Source organism: Blastococcus sp. SYSU DS0541, assembly GCF_054050875.1.
Genome location: NZ_JBJHAD010000002.1, coordinates 161,057 through 178,102, shown reverse-complemented (window position 1 = coordinate 178,102; position 17,046 = coordinate 161,057). Strand labels below are relative to the sequence as shown.

Annotated in this window: 18 protein-coding genes; 12 read left to right on the top strand and 6 right to left on the bottom strand. The window is 75.0% G+C overall.

Annotated features, from left to right (window positions below; genetic code table 11):
- Positions 1-149: 149 nt before the first annotated feature.
- Genes ACI794_RS03225 through ACI794_RS03215 form a run of 3 tightly spaced genes read right to left on the bottom strand, consistent with a single transcriptional unit; the run spans position 150 to position 2,046 of the window.
- Positions 150-488: a thioredoxin family protein gene (locus ACI794_RS03225; protein ID WP_456615660.1), complete on the bottom strand. Its 339-nt coding sequence runs from the start codon at positions 486-488 to the stop codon at positions 150-152.
- Positions 489-535: 47 nt separating this feature from the next.
- Entirely contained in the window at positions 536-1,219 is a 684-nt protein-coding gene (locus ACI794_RS03220) for an LmeA family phospholipid-binding protein (RefSeq protein ID WP_456603435.1), read from the bottom strand.
- Positions 1,220-1,221: 2 nt separating this feature from the next.
- Positions 1,222-2,046: a hypothetical protein gene (locus tag ACI794_RS03215; protein WP_456603436.1), complete on the bottom strand. Its 825-nt coding sequence runs from the start codon at positions 2,044-2,046 to the stop codon at positions 1,222-1,224.
- Between the two features lie 239 nt (positions 2,047-2,285).
- Between ACI794_RS03215 and ACI794_RS03210 the strand changes: the two genes are divergently transcribed.
- From ACI794_RS03210 to pstB, 6 genes are all read left to right on the top strand, one after another.
- On the top strand, positions 2,286-3,041 hold the full coding sequence (locus tag ACI794_RS03210) for a winged helix-turn-helix transcriptional regulator (RefSeq protein WP_456603437.1): 756 nt from the start codon (positions 2,286-2,288) through the stop codon (positions 3,039-3,041).
- Positions 3,042-3,051: 10 nt separating this feature from the next.
- A complete protein-coding gene (gene mshD / locus ACI794_RS03205; protein ID WP_456615730.1) occupies positions 3,052-3,975 on the top strand; it encodes a mycothiol synthase in 924 nt (307 codons plus the stop codon).
- Between the two features lie 151 nt (positions 3,976-4,126).
- Positions 4,127-5,254: a phosphate ABC transporter substrate-binding protein PstS gene (gene pstS, locus ACI794_RS03200; RefSeq protein ID WP_456615659.1), complete on the top strand. Its 1,128-nt coding sequence runs from the start codon at positions 4,127-4,129 to the stop codon at positions 5,252-5,254.
- 130 nt (positions 5,255-5,384) lie between these two features.
- On the top strand, positions 5,385-6,335 hold the full coding sequence (gene pstC / locus ACI794_RS03195; protein ID WP_456603439.1) for a phosphate ABC transporter permease subunit PstC: 951 nt from the start codon (positions 5,385-5,387) through the stop codon (positions 6,333-6,335).
- Positions 6,335-7,417, top strand: coding sequence for a phosphate ABC transporter permease PstA (gene pstA, locus ACI794_RS03190; protein WP_456603440.1), 1,083 nt, complete (start codon positions 6,335-6,337; stop codon positions 7,415-7,417). The genes pstC and pstA overlap by 1 nt, the downstream gene beginning before the upstream one ends.
- 25 nt (positions 7,418-7,442) lie before the next feature.
- Complete coding sequence (gene pstB, locus ACI794_RS03185) at positions 7,443-8,222, top strand: phosphate ABC transporter ATP-binding protein PstB (RefSeq protein WP_456579798.1); 780 nt, start codon at positions 7,443-7,445, stop codon at positions 8,220-8,222.
- Positions 8,223-8,317: 95 nt separating this feature from the next.
- Here the strand turns inward: pstB and ACI794_RS03180 are convergent, their stop codons facing one another.
- Complete coding sequence (locus ACI794_RS03180) at positions 8,318-9,877, bottom strand: LCP family protein (RefSeq protein WP_456615658.1); 1,560 nt, start codon at positions 9,875-9,877, stop codon at positions 8,318-8,320.
- 589 nt (positions 9,878-10,466) lie between these two features.
- Here ACI794_RS03180 and ACI794_RS03175 point away from each other — a divergent pair.
- On the top strand, positions 10,467-11,519 hold the full coding sequence (locus ACI794_RS03175; RefSeq protein ID WP_456615657.1) for a hypothetical protein: 1,053 nt from the start codon (positions 10,467-10,469) through the stop codon (positions 11,517-11,519).
- Positions 11,520-11,543: 24 nt separating this feature from the next.
- Here ACI794_RS03175 and ACI794_RS03170 read toward each other — a convergent pair whose 3' ends face one another.
- Both ACI794_RS03170 and ACI794_RS03165 read right to left on the bottom strand, forming a co-directional pair.
- Positions 11,544-12,008, bottom strand: a complete 465-nt coding sequence (locus tag ACI794_RS03170; protein ID WP_456579801.1) for a DUF2795 domain-containing protein — start codon at positions 12,006-12,008, stop codon at positions 11,544-11,546.
- A gap of 59 nt (positions 12,009-12,067) precedes the next feature.
- The gene (locus ACI794_RS03165; protein ID WP_456579802.1) at positions 12,068-12,277 is read right to left on the bottom strand and encodes a DUF2945 domain-containing protein; all 210 of its coding nucleotides are present in this window, start codon (positions 12,275-12,277) and stop codon (positions 12,068-12,070) included.
- 101 nt (positions 12,278-12,378) lie between these two features.
- Here ACI794_RS03165 and ACI794_RS03160 point away from each other — a divergent pair, with 101 nt between their 5' ends.
- From ACI794_RS03160 to ACI794_RS03140, 5 genes are all read left to right on the top strand, one after another.
- Positions 12,379-13,173 carry a siderophore-interacting protein gene (locus ACI794_RS03160; protein WP_456615656.1) on the top strand — a complete coding sequence of 265 codons (795 nt, stop codon included), beginning with the start codon at positions 12,379-12,381 and terminating at the stop codon, positions 13,171-13,173.
- A 102-nt stretch (positions 13,174-13,275) separates the two neighbouring features.
- Entirely contained in the window at positions 13,276-14,004 is a 729-nt protein-coding gene (locus ACI794_RS03155; RefSeq protein ID WP_456603444.1) for a response regulator transcription factor, read from the top strand.
- Positions 14,001-15,479, top strand: a complete 1,479-nt coding sequence (locus ACI794_RS03150) for a sensor histidine kinase (protein WP_456615655.1) — start codon at positions 14,001-14,003, stop codon at positions 15,477-15,479. Before ACI794_RS03155 ends, ACI794_RS03150 begins: the two co-directional genes overlap by 4 nt.
- Before the next feature lie 22 nt (positions 15,480-15,501).
- Positions 15,502-16,224 carry a PaaI family thioesterase gene (locus ACI794_RS03145; protein WP_456603446.1) on the top strand — a complete coding sequence of 241 codons (723 nt, stop codon included), beginning with the start codon at positions 15,502-15,504 and terminating at the stop codon, positions 16,222-16,224.
- Positions 16,215-16,964 carry an inositol monophosphatase family protein gene (locus ACI794_RS03140; protein WP_456615654.1) on the top strand — a complete coding sequence of 250 codons (750 nt, stop codon included), beginning with the start codon at positions 16,215-16,217 and terminating at the stop codon, positions 16,962-16,964. The genes ACI794_RS03145 and ACI794_RS03140 overlap by 10 nt, the downstream gene beginning before the upstream one ends.
- The last annotated feature ends 82 nt before the right edge of the window (positions 16,965-17,046 follow it).

Here is a 17,046-nt window from a genome sequence, read left to right as displayed (position 1 = left end):
GGGAGAGGGGGCATCCCGACGGCGCGGAGGGCGCGTCTGGACGGCGCAGTGCCGCCCTCAGAGGGCGGGACACAGGCAGCTGCCGACGCGGCACAGGTCGACTGTGCGGCGCGAGGTCAGCAGGATGCCCACGGCGCGAGGGTAGCCGATCACGACGACCGGCCCGTCGGCCCACCCACGTGCGCCTCCACCAGGGCGAGGAGCTCCTCCGGCGGCGGCGCACCGCTGCGGCGGCCGAGCAGCCGCCCGTCCCGGTCCAGGTAGAAGAGCGTCGGCGTCCGCCGGACCCCCAGCTCCCTGACGGCGTCCAGGTGGCTCTCCGCGTCGACGTGGACGGTGGCCAGCCCGGGCCGGAGCGCGGCCAGCCGCGCCAGCCGGGCACGGGTGGCGCGGCACGGCCCGCAGAAGGCGGTGGAGAACTGGACGACGGTCAGATCCGCCTCGGCCGGGCGCACACCCAGCCGGTCGAGCACCGCTGCCGTCTCCACACGTCCTCCTCGGGTCCCGGAGGGCACAACCCGGCCCGGCCGCAGCGCTATTCCGGGCCGATGACCGCGTCCTCGGCGACCGCGCGCACCGCGACGCCGCCCTCCCGCGGGGTCACGTCCGTGAGCCGCAGCCCGTAGGGGAGCTCGACCGGGTAGCGCAGGTCGAGCAGGTCGGTGGCCCGGTCCACGAGGACGCCGGGCAGGTCGACGCCGACCCCGGACGCCCGGTCCACGTCGATCACGAGCTCGTCCCCGTCGAGCGAGACGGTGCCGGCGGCGGTGAGCGGCACGCTGCGGCCCAGCGCCTCCACCGTGCGGGTGATCCGCAGCCCGTCCCCCTCCCGCTCGAGGACGGTGTCGCCGCCGAGCTCGCGGGCCAGGAGTGCGTAGGAGAGCGTCGCGGTGCCCTCGATGCGCTCGACCGGCACCTCCTCCACGGTGCCCGCCCGCAGCGCGGAGAGGGCCACGTGCACCCCGCGGAGGGTGACATCGGCGCGGGTCCCCTCGGGCTGCCCCAGCACGTCGGCGGTCAGCGAGATGCGGATCTCCTCGTAGCGCCCGCCGACGGCCTGGGTGAGGAAGGGGAAGCCGCCGACCTCCACCTCAGGCGCGCCGGCCAGCGCCCCCTGGCTCGCCAGCTCGTCGGCCACCTGGCCCTCGGCGATGTTCTCGGCGACGCGGTCGAGGACGATCCCCGCGGCGACCACCAGCACGAGCAGGACGGCGAGCACCTTCACAGGACGGTGAGGAGCGCGAGGGCCACCGGCGCGCAGGCGGCGAAGGGCAGCACGACCTGCACCACGGTGGGCGCCCACGGCGACAACGCCTCGGCCTCCCCCTCGCTCGTCGTCTCGACGGCGAGGTAGCTCCCGGCCACCGCCACCAGGGCCACCACCCCGGCGACGACGGCACCGACCGCCGGGGCACGCAGCGCGCCCAGCCCGGCCAGGTCGCGGAGAGCCCACGCCGTCGCCGCGCCCGCCAGGACGGCGAGCACGACGCCGAGCAGCCCGCGGGGGACGCCGGGGGCGAGCTGGGGCCGCGGCAGCACCTGGTCGACGAGGTGGCCGACGACCAGCGCGACCCCGGCGACCAGCGCGGCGGTGGCCAGGCCGCCGTCGTCGGCCCGGCCCAGCAGGAGCAGAGCGGCCAGCGCGCCGACGGCGGTCAGCAGGACGGCGGAGCCCGCCAGCGAGTCGACCAGGGCGTCCCGCGGGGTGCGCACCATCTGCTGCAGCACGGCGGCGAGGAAGCCGACGCCGAGCACGGCCAGCAGGCCGCCGGGCACCGGGTCCTCGGGCAGCACCAGCGCGAGGTCCGCGGCCACGGCGGCGGCGGTGCCGACGGCCAGCGACGCCCCGAAGCCCTGCATCCCGGTGGCGAGCACCCAGGAGAGGACCAGCGCCAGCTGGAGCACGAGGACGGCGGCCAGCGTCCCGACGTCGCCGAGCACCACGGGGAGCCCGGCGAGCAGCCCCGCCGCCACGACGGCGAGGCCCGCGGCCGGCACGTGGTGCGGGCGGGCCGGCGTCGTCGACGGGACGGCGGTGGAGCTCACCGACCGATCGTCTCAGAAGCCCGGCGTCCGATCCGCTCGACGAGCCGGGACCCGGGAGCAGCGGCCCGGACGACCACCCCCGGGGCAGCCGCGCGCGTCGCGGGGGCGCACCTCGACCGGCCGTGTCCCGGTGGGAACGACGGTCGGGCCCGCAGGTCCGCTATCCTGCCCTCTCACCTCGACAGCGTTGTCGCAGGTCCGGTCGGCACCCGTCGGCCCCGGACCCCTGAGGAGACGCCATGCGACTCGTGCTCATGACCGCCGCCCGCCAAGCGACCACCGAGGTCCTGCCCGCCCTGGGCCTGCTCGGCCACCAGGTCCGCGTCGTGGCCCCCGAGCTCTCCAGCCTGCTGGACGGTGACTCCGGCGACGTCGTCCTCGTCGACGCCCGGTACGACCTCATCCAGGCGCGCACCCTCTGCGGGCTGCTCTCCTCGACCGGCGTGGCGGCGGCCCTGGTCGCCGTCCTCTCCGAGGGTGGCCTGGTCGCGCTGTCGGCGGACTGGGGCGTCGACGACGTGCTGCTGGACACCGCCGGCCCCGCCGAGGTCGACGCCCGGCTGAAGTGGGCCACCGCCCGGCGCCTGGCCGCCGCGACCCCCGCCGACGGCGGCGACGGCGGGCTCACCCAGGCCGGCGAGCTGGTGATCGACGAGCACAGCTACTCCGCCAAGCTGCGCGGCCGCCCGCTCGACCTCACCTACAAGGAGTTCGAGCTGCTGAAGTACCTGGCCCAGCACCCGGGCCGGGTCTTCTCCCGCGCGCAGCTCCTGCAGGAGATCTGGGGCTACGACTACTTCGGCGGCACCCGCACCGTCGACGTCCACGTGCGCCGGCTGCGGGCCAAGCTCGGCACCGAGCACGAGGCGCTGATCGGCACCGTGCGCAACGTCGGCTACAAGCTCGACCAGCAGGTGGCGGACGCGACCGCCCGCGCGGCCGCCGAGGACCGCGCGGCCACCGCCGACCACCAGGCGGGCGCCGAACTGGTCTGATGGCCGGGTGATGCACGAACCCGACGTCGCCGGCGTCCTGGACCTGCTCCGCGCCGCCGGCGCCGCCGACGGGGTGCGCCCGGTGTCCGAGGAGGCCGAGCTGCGCCTCCGGCACGGCTCCCCCGGCGGTCAGGACCTCACCGTCCGCGACGCGGACGGCGCGCTCGCCGGCTACGCCCGGCTCGACGACGGCACCGCCGAGCTGGTGGTGCACCCGGCGCTGCGCCGCCGCGGCCACGGCACCGCGCTGCTGCGGCGCCTCCTCCACGCCGCCGGCGACCGGCCGCTGAGCATCTGGGCGCACGGGGACCTGCCCGGGTCGGCCGAGCTGCTGACCCCCCACGGGTTCCGACGGGCGCGCGTCCTGCTGCAGCTGCGGCGCGACCTGGCCGGCGTCGACCCCGACCCGCGTCCCGAGCTGCCCGGCGACGTCCGCGTGGTGCCGTTCGTGCCCGGGCGGGACGAGGAGGCGTGGCTGCGGGTCAACGCGCGCGCCTTCGACTGGCACCCGGAACAGGGGCGGATGACCCGCGCCGACCTCGAGCGCCGCGAGGCCGAGCCGTGGTTCGACCCGGCCGGGTTCCTGCTGGCCTGGCGCGGCGAGCCGGGGCGCGGGGGTGAGCTGCTCGGCTTCCACTGGACCAAGGTCCACCCGGCCGGTGCCGCCGGACCCGCCCCGGTCGGGGAGGTCTACGTGCTGGGCGTCGACCCCGCCGCCCAGGGTCTGCGGCTGGGGCGCGCGCTCACCGACCTGGGGCTCGCGCACCTGCGCGGGCAGGGCCTGGGCGAGGTGCTGCTCTACGTGGAGGAGGACAACACGACGGCGGTGCGGCTGTACGAGGGCCGGGGCTTCTCCCGGTACTCCGTGGACGTGGCCTGGGTCCGCCAGCCCCGTCCCGGCGAGGTCGCAACTCCGCATCGTCACCCGGCGTGACGCGCACCACGCATGATCATCTGAGTCCTCGGCGGTCGTTCACCGTGCGTTCACCTCACCTGGGCCATGCCGCCACCTGGGCTCCCTACCGTCCCTCTCGTCGGTCCCACGCTGCTCGGAATCGGTCCGGGCGAACCTGAGAGGCCCTGAGTTGAAGCTCAGCACCAAGACGCGCGCCACCACGCTCTCCGTTGCGCTCGCCAGCACCCTCGCGCTCGCCGCCTGCGGCGCCTCCAACGAGACGGCGAGCAGCAGCAGCGACACCGGCACCGGCTCCGGTTCCAGCTCCGAACTGAGCGGCACGCTGGTCGGCGCGGGCGCCAGCAGCCAGCAGGCCGCGATGCAGGGGTGGACCGCCGGCTACTCCAGCGTCCAGCCCGACGTCACCGTCAACTACGACCCGGTCGGCTCCGGCGGTGGCCGCGAGCAGTTCCTCGCCGGCGGCACCGACTTCGCCGGCTCCGACGCCGCCCTCGACGACGAGGAGCTCGCCCAGGCCGAGGAGCGCTGCGGCCCCTCCGGCATCTTCGAGCTCGCGAACTACATCGCGCCGATCGCCGTCGTCTACAACCTCGAGGGCGTCGACGAGCTCAACCTGCCCCCGGCCGTGATCGCGGGCATCTTCAACCAGCAGATCACCAACTGGAACGACCCGGCGATCGCCGAGGCCAACCCCGACGCCACGCTGCCGGACCTGCCGATCACGCCGGTCAACCGGTCCGACGAGTCGGGCACCACGGAGAACTTCACCGAGTACCTGGCCGCCGCGGCCGGCGACGCCTGGCCGCACGAGCCCAGCGGTGACTGGCCGGTCGCCGGTGGCGAGGCCGCGCAGGGCACCTCGGGCGTGGTCAGTGCCGTCGGGGCCGGCAACGGGGCGATCGGCTACGCCGACCTGAGCCAGGCCGGCGACCTCGGTGTGGCCAACGTCGGCGTGGGCGAGGACTTCGTCGCCCCCACCGCCGAGGCCGCGGCCGCGGTCGTGGAGAACTCCGAGCAGGCCGACGACGCCAACCGGCCGGAGTACAGCTTCGCGATCGAGCTGGCCCGCGACACGGCCGAGTCGGGCAACTACCCGATCGTGCTGATCAGCTACCACGTGGGCTGCATCGAGTACGAGGACCAGGAGACCGCCGACCTGGTCAAGGACTTCATGACCTACGTCGTGAGCGAGGAGGGCCAGCAGGCCGCGGCCGAGGCCGCCGGGTCCGCCCCGATCTCCGACGGGCTGCGCGAGCAGGCGGAGTCGGCGATCCAGGCCATCACGGTCGCCGGGTGACCTGAGCCCTGGTGATCCCGCACCACCTGGCACCGGCCCGGGGCGTCGTCCGACGCCCCGGGCCGTTGCGCCGCCCGGCGACGGGTAGGAAGTCCCCAGCACCAGATCGCCCACACCCCACGGAGCAGCGGTGACAGCCACCCGGACGCCGTCCGACCAGAGCACGACCAAGCCGCCGAGCAGGCCCGGCGACCGCATCTTCGCGGGCACCGCCAAGGGCGCGGGCATCCTCATCCTCGTCATCCTGGCCGGCGTCGCGGCCTTCCTGATGGCCGAGGCGCTGCCGGCGTTCACCGCTCCGGCCGAGGAGATCCCCGGCGACGAGGGGCTGCTCGGCTACATCGCCCCGCTGCTCTTCGGCACCCTGCTCTCGGCGATCATCGCGCTGGTGGTCGCCACGCCCCTGGCCGTGGCGATCGCCCTGTTCATCACGCACTACGCACCGCGCCGGATGGCCCAGGGGCTGGGCTACGTCGTCGACCTGCTCGCCGCCATCCCCAGCATCGTCTACGGCTTCTGGGGCATCTTCTGGCTGGCCCCCAAGCTCGTCCCGTTCTACCGCTGGCTCGAGGAGAATCTCGGGTTCATCCCGCTGTTCGCCGGGCCGACGTCCTCCACCGGCCGGACGATGCTCACCGTCGGGCTCGTGCTCGCGATCATGATCCTGCCGATCATCAGCGCCATCTCCCGCGAGGTCTTCCGCCAGGTGCCGACGCTGCACAAGGAGGCCGCGCTGGCCCTGGGCGCCACCCGCTGGGAGATGATCAAGATGGCGGTGATCCCCTACGGCAAGAGCGGCATCATCGGTGGCGCCATGCTCGGCCTGGGGCGCGCGCTCGGCGAGACGATGGCCGTCGCGATCATCCTGTCGGTCTCCGGCGGCATCACCTTCAACCTGATCAGCAGCGCGAACCCGGCCACCATCGCGGCCAACATCGCCCTCGACTTCCCCGAGTCCACCGGTATCGACGTCAACACGCTGATCGCCAGCGGCCTCGCGCTCTTCGTCATCACGCTCGCGGTGAACATGCTGGCGCGCTGGATCGTCAACCGCCGCGCCGACTTCTCCGGAGCCAACTGATGAGCGTCCAGACGCCCACCCCCACGACCGGGTCCTCCGCGCCCACCCGGCCGCAGCAGCGGCAGGACGGCTCGCTGCCGCGCTGGGTCCCGCTGGCCGTCTTCGCCGCCGGGGTGGCGGTCGCCGCCGTGCTGAGCGCCCTGACGGGCTTCACCATCGTGCTGTTCGTGATCTACGCGGTGGTGCTGGGGACGGTCGCGGTCTACGTCGTCTCCCGGGTGACCGAGGGCCGGCGGACCGCCACCGACCGGCTGGTCACCTCGCTGGTGACCGCCGCGTTCGGCATCGCGATGGTGCCGCTCGTCGCCCTGATCTGGGAGGTCGTCAGCCGGGGCATCGAGCGCCTCGACGGCGAGTTCTTCGGAGCGTCGCTGCAGGGCATCATCGGTGAGGGCGGTGGCGCCTACCACGCGCTGATGGGCACGCTCATCATCACGCTGCTCACCACGCTGCTCTCGGTGCCCATCGGCCTGATGACGGCGATCTACCTCACCGAGTACGCGCGGGGGCGCCTGAAGCGCGCCATCACCTTCTTCGTCGACGTCATGACCGGCATCCCGTCGATCGTCGCCGGCCTGTTCGCCTATGCGCTCTTCGTGCTCATCTTCGGCCCCGGCATCCGGCTGGGCATCATGGGCGCGATCGCGCTGTCGGTGCTGATGATCCCGGTGGTCGTCCGCTCGGCCGAGGAGGTGCTCAAGCTGGTCCCGAACGAGCTGCGCGAGGCCTCCTACGCCCTCGGCGTCCCCAAGTGGCGGACCATCACCAAGGTGGTCATCCCGACGGCGATCGCCGGCATCGGCACCGGCGTCACGCTGGCCATCGCCCGCGTCATCGGTGAGACCGCCCCGCTGCTGATCACCGTCGGCATCACCAACGCCACCAACTTCGACCCGTTCGACGGGCGCATGGCGACCCTGCCCGTCTACGCCTACTACCAGCTCACCCAGCCCGGGGTGCCGCCGGAGTTCGCCATCGACCGGGCCTGGACGGCAGCGCTCCTGCTCATCATGCTGGTGATGGGGCTGAACGTCGTCGCCCGCCTGATCAGCCGCTTCTTCGCCCCCAAGACCGGTCGCTGACCGGACCGACCCGGAGGAAACCCCCGTGGCCAAGCGCATCGACGTCTCCGACCTCAACATCTACTACGGCAGCTTCCTGGCGGTCGAAGGGGTCAACGTCTCCATCGAACCCCGCAGCGTCACCGCGCTGATCGGCCCGTCGGGCTGCGGCAAGTCCACGTTCCTGCGGACGCTGAACCGCATGCACGAGGTGATTCCCGGCGCGCGCGTCGAGGGCAAGGTCGTCATGGACGGCCAGGACCTGTACGGCGCCGACACCGACCCGGTGTCGGTGCGCCGGCAGGTCGGCATGGTCTTCCAGCGGCCGAACCCGTTCCCGACGATGTCGATCTACGAGAACGTCGCGGCCGGGCTGCGCCTGAACAGCACGAAGATGAAGAAGGCCGAGCTCGACGACCTGGTGGAGCGCTCCCTCAAGGGGGCGAACCTCTGGAACGAGGTCAAGGACCGCCTCGACCGCCCCGGGTCGGGCCTCTCCGGCGGTCAGCAGCAGCGGCTCTGCATCGCCCGCGCCATCGCCGTCGAGCCCGACGTGCTGCTGATGGACGAGCCCTGCTCGGCCCTGGACCCGATCTCCACGCTCGCGATCGAGGACCTGATGGAGCAGCTCAAGGAGCGCTTCACCATCGTCATCGTCACGCACAACATGCAGCAGGCGGCCCGCGTCAGCGAGCAGACCGGCTTCTTCAACCTCAACGGCGTGGGGCAGCCCGGCCGGCTGATCGAGTTCAACCCCACCGAGAAGATCTTCAGCAACCCCGACCAGAAGGCGACCGAGGACTACATCTCCGGCCGCTTCGGCTGAACAAGGACCCCGTCCTCCCACCTGGCTCCGCTCGGACCGGCCCTGGTGCAAGGCCCCCCGCGAGCCTGCGAGCGATGGGGGGCACCCGGGTCCTCCTAGCAGCGGACTGCGGCCGCCTCCGGTACGGGGGCGGCCGTCGCCGTGTCCGGCGTGGCCTCCTGGACGGGCTCGGGCGCGCCCATCTGCACGGGGACGACGGTGGAGTACCCCGGGCCGACGACCAGCTGCACCGCGTCGCCGAGGGCGTCACTGGGCTGCAGCACGGCGCCGGGGACGGCGGCGGCCACGGTGCGCGCCCGCTCCAGCGCGGCCGCCCCGTACCGGACGACGCTCTCGTTCACGGTGCCCGGCTCGTTGCCCACCGTGCCGACGTCGAAGCCCTGACCGCGGAGGGCGTCGGCGACCGTGGCGGCCAGCCCGGTGGTCGCGGTGCCGTTCAGCACGTCGACGGTGATCTCGCCGGGGGCCGCGGTGAGCGGCTCCGGCCCGGCCGGGGCCTCCTGCTCGAGGGACTGGGGCGCGGCGGCCTCCGGCAGCGCCTCCGGGGCGGCGAGCAGCTCCGCCGGCAGGCGCGCGCCGTCGATGACCTCGTCGAAGAGCGTCCGGGTGGCCGGCGCATCCAGGACGACGTACGCCTGCTCGGTGCCCGCCGGCACGTAGCCCACCTGGGCGACCGGCAGCTCGGCGCGCTGGACGGCGTCACCGGAGAGGTCGCCGAGCGTGCCGGCGAGGACGCGCAGATCGCCCAGCGTCGTCTGCTCGTCCACGGTCAGCGCGTCGGAGGCGCGGGACAGGAAGCGCGTCGACGCGACCGGGTCCAGCATCGTGTCGGCCGACATCGCCGCCCGGAGCGTGGAGGTGAGCAGGCGCTGCGCCCGCTCGGCGACCGCCGCCCCGGTGACGTCGGCGCCGCTGTCCCCCGGCTGCAGAAAGCCGGATGCCGCGGCGCCGGAGAGCTCCGAGAGCCCGGCCGGGGGCGGGGTGGCCGCGGCGGCGGTGGCCGTGGAGGGGACCACGCAGACGGGGACCCCGCCCAGGGCGTCGACCATCCCGGGGAGCCGGGTGAGGTCCACCCCCAGGTAGTGGTCGACCCGGAGCCCGGACAGCTGCTGGATCACCCGCACCATGCAGGCGGGCCCGCCGTCGAGCAGCGAGCTCGCGAACGCCTCGGTGACCGGCGTGCGCAGGGTGCCGTCGGGCGTGCGGCACATCGGCGTGTCCACGAGCGCCGTCGGGGGCACGCTGACCAGCGCCGCCCGCTCGCCGTCGGCGGAGACCGAGACGACGAGCGTCGCGACCGAGGCCGCGCCGGTCTGCCCCGGGACGCCCGTGCCGACGACCAGGTAGGTCTCGGCGGCCTCCTGCAGCTCGGGGGCGAGGACCTCCGGGCCGTCGAGGGCCAGCGCGTCGACGCGGTCGATGCGCTGGTCGACGTAGAAGTACAGCGCCAGGTGGTAGAGCACGACGATGCCGACGATCGCGGCGAGCGCCGTCGCCGCCCGCCCCAGCCGGCGGCGGCCCGGGCTGCGCGGCGAGCGGCCGGCGGCGGGCCGGCGCCGTGTGGCGCTCGCCGGGGGTGGTGGCGCGGCCAGTCCCGGTAGCGGGGGGATCGGGCCGCTGCGCCGAGAGGGCCGCTCGTCCGGCGCCCACGCCACCGGGGCCCCGACCGGACCGGAGCGGGCGGGCGGTGGATGCGCCCCGGGGACCGGCGGCAGCCCGGACTGGGCACCGGGCACGGGCGGCAGCCCCGGCTGGGCACCGGGCACGGGACCGGGGCGCGCGCCGCCGGGCACCGGCGGGAGCCCGGACCGGACGGCGGGGGCGTCAGGATCACGCTCGGCCGGACCCGGGGCACCACCCTTCCGGGGCTCGGCCGCGGCGCCGCGGCGAGAGGCAGACGTGGCGCCCCGGCGGGCCGCCCGCCGGCCGCCGACGTCGTTCCCCTGCCGGGCGAGCAGCTGCTCCACGGTCACCGGCTCCGCGGCGCCGCCTCCCGAGGTTCGTCCGCGGCGGTTGCGACCGGGGACGTCGCGGTCGCCCACGTCGCCCCTCGTCGGCTGATCCCCCACAGGTGTCGACACCTTCTCGTCGTCCGCATGTCCGTGCCCGTCGTCCCACGATACGGGCGTCCGGGCGTTCGCCACGCCGACGCGCGGGCACTCCCGGGACCGGCGGCGCCCCCCGATCGGAGGACTGCGCCCGACCGAATGGTGGGCAAGCGGCGTGGTGCGTAGCGTCCCCACGGTGCGTCTGCCCTCCGTGCCCGGCCCCTCCGACGTCGTCGCCCTGGTAGGAGGCATGCGGGACGGCGTCGGTGACGCCCTCGCGCTCGTGCCCCGCGCCGCGGCAGCCCTCGGTCAGCTGGAGGAGCTGCTCGCTCGTGTGTCCGGCGCCGTCGACCGGGCCGAGATTCTGCTGGACCGCGCGGAAGGCGCGATCACCCGGCTGGACACCACGCGCGCCGTCGCCGACGAGGCGATCGCCGGTATCGGCGAGACCCGGGCGAAGGCCGACGAGGCCATCGCGGGCATCGGCGAGACCCGCGCGAAGGCCGACGAGGCCATCGCGGGCATCGGCGAGACCCGCGCGAAGGCGGACGCCGCGATCGACGCCATGAACCACACCCGCGGCAGGGCCGACGACGCCGTCGACGCCATGGGCGAGACCCGCGGCAGGGCCGACGCCGCGATCGACGCCATGGGCGAGACCCGCGCGAAGGCGGACGCCGCGATCGACGCCATGGGCCAGACCCGCGGCAGGGCCGACGCCGCGATCGAGGCCATGGGCGAGACCCGCGGCAGGGCCGACGACGCCGTCGACGCCATGGGCCAGACCCGCGGCAAGGCCGACGACGCCATCGACGCCATGAACCACACCCGGACCAAGGCCGACGACGCCATCGACCGGGTGCGCGGGACGACCGAGCGGGCCGACGGCATCGTCGGCCGCGGAGAGGGCATGGTCGGCCGGGTGGAGCCGCTACTAGCCGACTACGAGCCGGCGCTCACCGCCCTCGCCCCGGCGATCCGCCGGTTCGCGGCCGAGTTCGACACGACGGAGGTCGACGCGCTCATCACGCTGATCGACCGGCTGCCGCAGGTGCTCGGCCACCTCGACGAACAGGTGCTCCCGGCGCTCGAGGGTCTGGAGAACGTGGGGACCGACGTCCACGACCTCGTGGACACCGTCCAGGACATGCGTCAGATCGTGAAGGGCTTCCCCGGTTCCAAGCTGTTCCGCCGTCGGGGCGCCGAGGAGATCGCCGACGACGAGGCCAGGGAGAGCGCCGACGCCTGAGCCGGCGCCCTCCCCGCCGGGAGGTCAGGAGTCCTGCGCGCTCTCCGAGGCACCAGGCCCCGGGCCGGTCTCGGTCGGGTAGCCGAGAGCGCGGACCACGTCGCCGATGCGCTCGTAGGTCTCCCCCTCCGGCAGCCGCTCGAGCTCGGCGACGACTGCATCGGGGGCCCGGTGGTCCCGGGCGGCCTCGACGAGGTCGGGGCCGGTGCTCGGGAAGTCCGCACGGTCCAGCCAGCGCGCCAGTTCGGCGCGGGCGACGACGGCGTCCTCGGTCATCCCCACGGGGACGCCGCCGGTCAGGGTGCCGGCCGGGTCGGAGTCGATGTCGGGATCACCCTCGGCCACCGGCTCGACCTCGCGCCACTCGTGCGCCCGGGTGGCCCGCTCGGCCTTGAGCATGCCCTGGACCTCGTGCTCGAGCTCCTCGTCGAGCCGCGGGTTGTGCTTGGTGCTGCGAGAGCCGGAGAACTCGCCTGCGGACTCGGTCACGTGTGCCTCCTGTTGATCGGGCCCGGCAGCGCCGGGCCGTGGGTCCGTCCGCGAGGGACTCAGGCCTCGTCGAGGGCGCCGGGCTTGTGCACCGCGGTGCGCCCGCTCTTGTCGCTGCGGACCTCGTACTGCGGGTCGTCCTCGCTGGCGCGCACGGTGCGGCCGGAGGCCTCGGTGTCCGAGGTGATCTTCTTCTCGACGGTGCCCTCGGTCGTCGACCCGTGGCTCTTCCAGGCGACGTGGTCGCCCTTCTGGAACTCGTCGGCCATCGCTTCTCCGTTCGTCGGACGGTGCTGCCCCTGCCGGTGCCCGCAGCACCGCGCGGACACACATCGGGACCGGACCGGCTGTCCACCTAGGCTCGGACGGCGTGACCACCGCTGACGACGCCGCCTTCGTGGACGGCCTGCGCCCGGTCGACGTCCTCACCGTCGTCGCGGTCACGGACGTGACCCCCTCCGTCCGCCGCGTGACCCTCTCGGGGACGCCGGACGCCGTGGCAGCCGCCGGGCCGACGGTGAACCTGCTGGTGCCCCGGGTGGACGACCCCGCCCCCCGGTGGCCGGGCATCCAGCGCGACGGCCGGATCGTGTGGCCGCAGGGGAGCCACGGGGTGGCGCTGCGGAGCTACACGGCCCGGCGGCAGGATCCGGCCGCGGGCGAGGTGGACATCGACTTCGTGCTGCACGGCGACGGGCCGGCGGCCTCGTGGGCGGCCGCGGCGCGCCCCGGCGCCCTGCTCGGCGTCGCCGGCGCCGCCTCGCTCGCCGAGCGCCCGGCCCGGTGGCTGCTGCTGGTCGCGGACGAGACCGCGGTCCCGGCCGTCAGCCGCATCCTCGCCGCCGCGCCGCCGGGTACCGAGGGCATCGCCTACCTGGAGGTGGCCGGGCCCGAGGAGGAGCAGGTGCTGCCCACCCCGCCTGGTGTGGAGGTGCGCTGGCTGCACCGGGGGCCGACGCCTCCCGGGGAGAGCTCCCTGCTGGTCGACGCCGTGGCCGCCCTGGAACGCCCGGCGGACGACGACGTCTTCGCCTGGGTGGGCGCCGAGTCGGCCGCCGTGCGCGCCATCCGGGCCGACCTGCGCGGGCGGTGGGGGCTGGGGCGGGCGCAGCACCACGCCATCGGCTACTGGCGGCGCGGCCGGGCGATGGCTCCCGCGGGCTGAACCGTTCCCAGCCGGTTCACAGGTAGCGTCCAGAACCACCGCAGCCGCCGCGCCCAGCCTGGGGTCATGTCAACCGCACCGGCGCACGCCCCCGGAGGATCGATGTCCGGCACCCAGCCCAGCGGGCGCACCGCTCCGGAGGCCCGCCTGCTGGTGGTGGACGACGAGCCGAACATCCGCGAGCTGCTGTCGGCCAGCCTCCGGTACGCGGGCTTCGAGGTGGCCACCGCCGCGGACGGCCAGCAGGCCCTGGCCATGGCCGCCTCGTTCCGCCCCGACCTGCTGGTCCTCGACGTGATGATGCCGGGGCTGGACGGCTTCGGCGTCGTCCGCCGGCTCCGGGAGACCGGCCGCCACACGCCCGTGCTGTTCCTCACCGCCCGCGACGCCGCGGAGGACAAGGTCTCCGGGCTGACCCTGGGCGGCGACGACTACGTGACCAAGCCGTTCAGCCTGGACGAGGTCGTCGCCCGCATCCGGGCCGTGCTGCGCCGCACCGCCGGCGTGCAGCGGGCGGCCGAGGCGCCGCGGCTGACCTTCGCCGACATCGAGCTCGACGAGGAGAGCCACGAGGTCATCAAGGCCGGCGAGGTCATCAGCCTCTCCCCCACCGAGTTCAAGCTGCTGCGCTACCTGATGGCCAACGCCGGGCGGGTGCTGTCCAAGGCGCAGATCCTCGACCACGTCTGGAACTACGACTTCAACGGCGAGGCCAACGTCGTGGAGTCCTACATCTCCTACCTGCGCCGCAAGATCGACACGACCGAGCCCCGGCTGCTGCACACCATCCGGGGCGTGGGCTACACCCTCCGGCTGCCGCGCGGCACGTGACCCCTCCGGCCACGCCCACCGTCCGCGGCCCTCGGGTTCCGCTGCGGGTCACCCTCGTCGCGCTCCTCGTCGCGCTCCTGAGCGTGGCCCTCCTGGTCACCGGCATCGCGACCACCTCCCTGCTGCGGGACTACCTCGTCGACCAGCAGGACGACGCCCTGCGCGCGGCGGTCAACCAGACCGATCCCAAGGTGTTCCAGGCGTGCCTGGACGGTGATTACCAGGCCGGTCCGCGGGCCGCGTACTTCGGGTGCCTGGCCCCCGAGGCGGACGAGGTCGTCGATCTCCAGGGGCCGCCCGAGGAGCGCGGCCTCCCGGAGATCGACGCCGAGGACGTGACCGGCGGAGACATGTCGCGGCATCCCGTGACGGTCCGCGCGGACGACGGCACCAAGTGGCGGGTGATGACCGGGCAGCTGCCCGGCGGCTACACCCTGGTGGTGGGCACCGACCTCGAGGGGGACGAGCGGGCCATCGCCCGGCTGGTCCGCATCGAACTGGTCGTCGGGCTGGCGCTGCTGGTGCTCCTCGGGGCCATGGGGTACGTGCTGGTGAGCAACAGCCTCCGGCCGTTGGCCCAGGTCGAGCGGACGGCGCAGGCCATCGCGGCCGGCGACCTCTCCCAGCGCGTGCCGGCCGGGGACCAGCGCACCGAGGTCGGCCGGCTGGCCGCCGCGCTCAACGTGATGCTGGCCCGCATCGAGAGCGCCTTCCGCGCCCAGCAGGCGTCGGAGGAGCAGGCGCGCGGATCCGAGCACCGGATGCGCCGCTTCGTCGCCGACGCCAGCCACGAGCTGCGCACGCCGCTGACCTCCATCCGCGGCTTCGCCGAGCTGTACCGGCAGGGCGCCGCCCGGTCGGAGGAGGACGTCGCCCGGCTCATGCAGCGGATCGAGGCCGAGGGCGGCCGGATGGGGCTCCTGGTCGAGGACCTGCTCCTGCTCGCCCGCATGGACCAGCAGCGGCCGCTCTCCGTGGCACCCGTCGACCTCGCCGCGATCGCCGGGGACGCGGTGCACGACGCGCGCGCCGTCCAGCCCGACCGGCCGATCAGCCTGCACCTGGACGAGTCGCTCACCGACGTGCCCGTCGTGCTCGGCGACGAGAGCCGGCTGCGCCAGGTGGTCGGCAACCTGGTCACGAACGCGCTCACGCACACGCCGCCGTCCGCCCGGGTGCTGGTCTCCGTGGCCGAGGCCCCCGACGACCCGGACGTGCTTCTGCTGCGGGTCGCCGACGAGGGGCCGGGCATGGCGCAGGCCGACGCCGAGCGCGCGTTCGAGCGGTTCTACCGGGCCGACGCCTCCCGCACCCGCGCCGCCGGCGGCACCGGTCTCGGGCTGTCCATCGTCGCCTCCCTGGCCGCCGCCCACGGCGGGTCGGCGTCGCTGGAGACCGCGCCGGGCCGAGGGCTGGCGGTCACCGTGCGCCTTCCCCGGAGCGGCCCCCCCGGGGGTGGCGCGCCGGCCGCCTGAGCCGGCTTGCGACCATCCCCCGGTGACGACGAACGACGGCGCCCCGGAGTCCGGGGCCCCCTACGACGCCGAGCTCATGGCAGCCTCCACCGAGCTCGGCGCGGCGCTGCGCGAGCTGATCGAGGCCTCGGTGGTCACGACGGCGCCGGCGGCGGAGGTGGCCGCGGCCGCCGAGCAGGTCCGCCGGGCCACCGCGGCGATCGGCGCCTCGCGGCGCCCCGCGGCCCAGCTCCCGGCGCTGGACGACCCGTCGGTGGGCCGCCGCGTGTTCAACCCGGTCGTGGGCATCGGCAACGCCCTGGCGCCGCCGCTGGTGGTGCGCCGGGAGGAGGGCGGCGTGGTCGCCGAGGTCACCCTGGGCGTCGCCTACGAGGGCCCGCCCAGCTACGTGCACGGCGGGATGAGCGCCCTGTTCATGGACCAGCTGCTCGGCAGCGCGGCCGGCGCGGCGGGCCTCTGGGGGATGACCGCGCACCTGGAGCTGGACTACCGCGGCCCGCTGCCGCTGGAGACCCCGCTGGTGATGCGGGCGCGCGTCGAGTCCAACGAGGGGCGCAAGTCGGTCATCGTCGGCACGATCGCGCTGGCGTCCGATCCCGACCGCCCGCTGGTCGAGGCCCGCGGCATCTTCGTCATGCCACGGCCGGAGAAGGCCAAGGCCTACTTCGGCACCATCACCGACGCCGCGGGCCGGCACACGCCGCCCCGCCGGCCCGGTGACGCCACCTCGGTGCAGTGGAGCTGACGCCCGGCGGCGACGCCGCCGTCGCCGTCGCCGCCGCACGGGCCGCCGCCGCCGTGCTCCTGCCCCTGCGGACCGGCGGCCTGGAGGGGCGCGCGCTGGGCGACGCCGGTGACGCAGCCGCGCAGGGGGCGATCCTCGCGGTGCTCAGCGACGCCCGCCCCGGTGACGCCGTCTTCAGCGAGGAGGCGGTGGACGACGCCGTCCGGCTGACCGCCGATCGCGTCTGGATCGTCGACCCGCTCGACGGCACCCGCGAGTACTCCGACCCGGCCCGCAGCGACTGGGCGGTGCACGTCGCGCTCTGGGCCGGGGGCGAGCTCGTCGCCGCCGCCGTCGCCCTTCCGGCGCTGGGCGAGGTGCACGCAACCGACCCGGCTCCCGCGCTGCCGTCCCGCCCGGAGGGCCGGGTCCGCATCGCCGTCAGCCGCACCCGGCCCCCGGCCGAGGCGCAGGCCGTGGCCGACGCGCTCGGCGGCGAGCTGGTGCCGATGGGGTCGGCGGGCTACAAGGCGCTCGCGGTCGTCCGCGGGGAGGTCGACGCCTACGTCCACGGCGGCGGCATGTACCAGTGGGACTCCGCGGCGCCGGTCGCCGTGGCCCGCGCCGCCGGGCTGGTCACCTGCCGGCTGGACGGCTCGCCGCTGGTCTACAACGGAGCCGACCCCGCGCTGCCGGACCTGGTGGTGGCCCGGCCGGAGCTGGCCCGCGAGGTCCTGGCTGCGGTCGCCGCGGCCCGATAGCGGACACTGGCGGGGAATCCGCACCGAACCGATCGGGTTGCGCTGGTCGCCGGCCCGATCCCTACCCGTGGAGCATGCACGC

Excerpts from the sequence above, each read along its gene's own strand:
- ACI794_RS03210 (WP_456603437.1), top strand. The coding sequence starts at position 2,286 with ATGCGACTCGTGCTCATGACCGCCGCCCGCCAAGCGACCACCGAGGTC.
- mshD (WP_456615730.1), top strand. The coding sequence starts at position 3,052 with ATGCACGAACCCGACGTCGCCGGCGTCCTGGACCTGCTCCGCGCCGCC.
- pstA (WP_456603440.1), top strand. The coding sequence starts at position 6,335 with ATGAGCGTCCAGACGCCCACCCCCACGACCGGGTCCTCCGCGCCCACC.
- ACI794_RS03165 (WP_456579802.1), bottom strand. The coding sequence starts at position 12,277 with ATGGCCGACGAGTTCCAGAAGGGCGACCACGTCGCCTGGAAGAGCCAC.
- ACI794_RS03155 (WP_456603444.1), top strand. The coding sequence starts at position 13,276 with ATGTCCGGCACCCAGCCCAGCGGGCGCACCGCTCCGGAGGCCCGCCTG.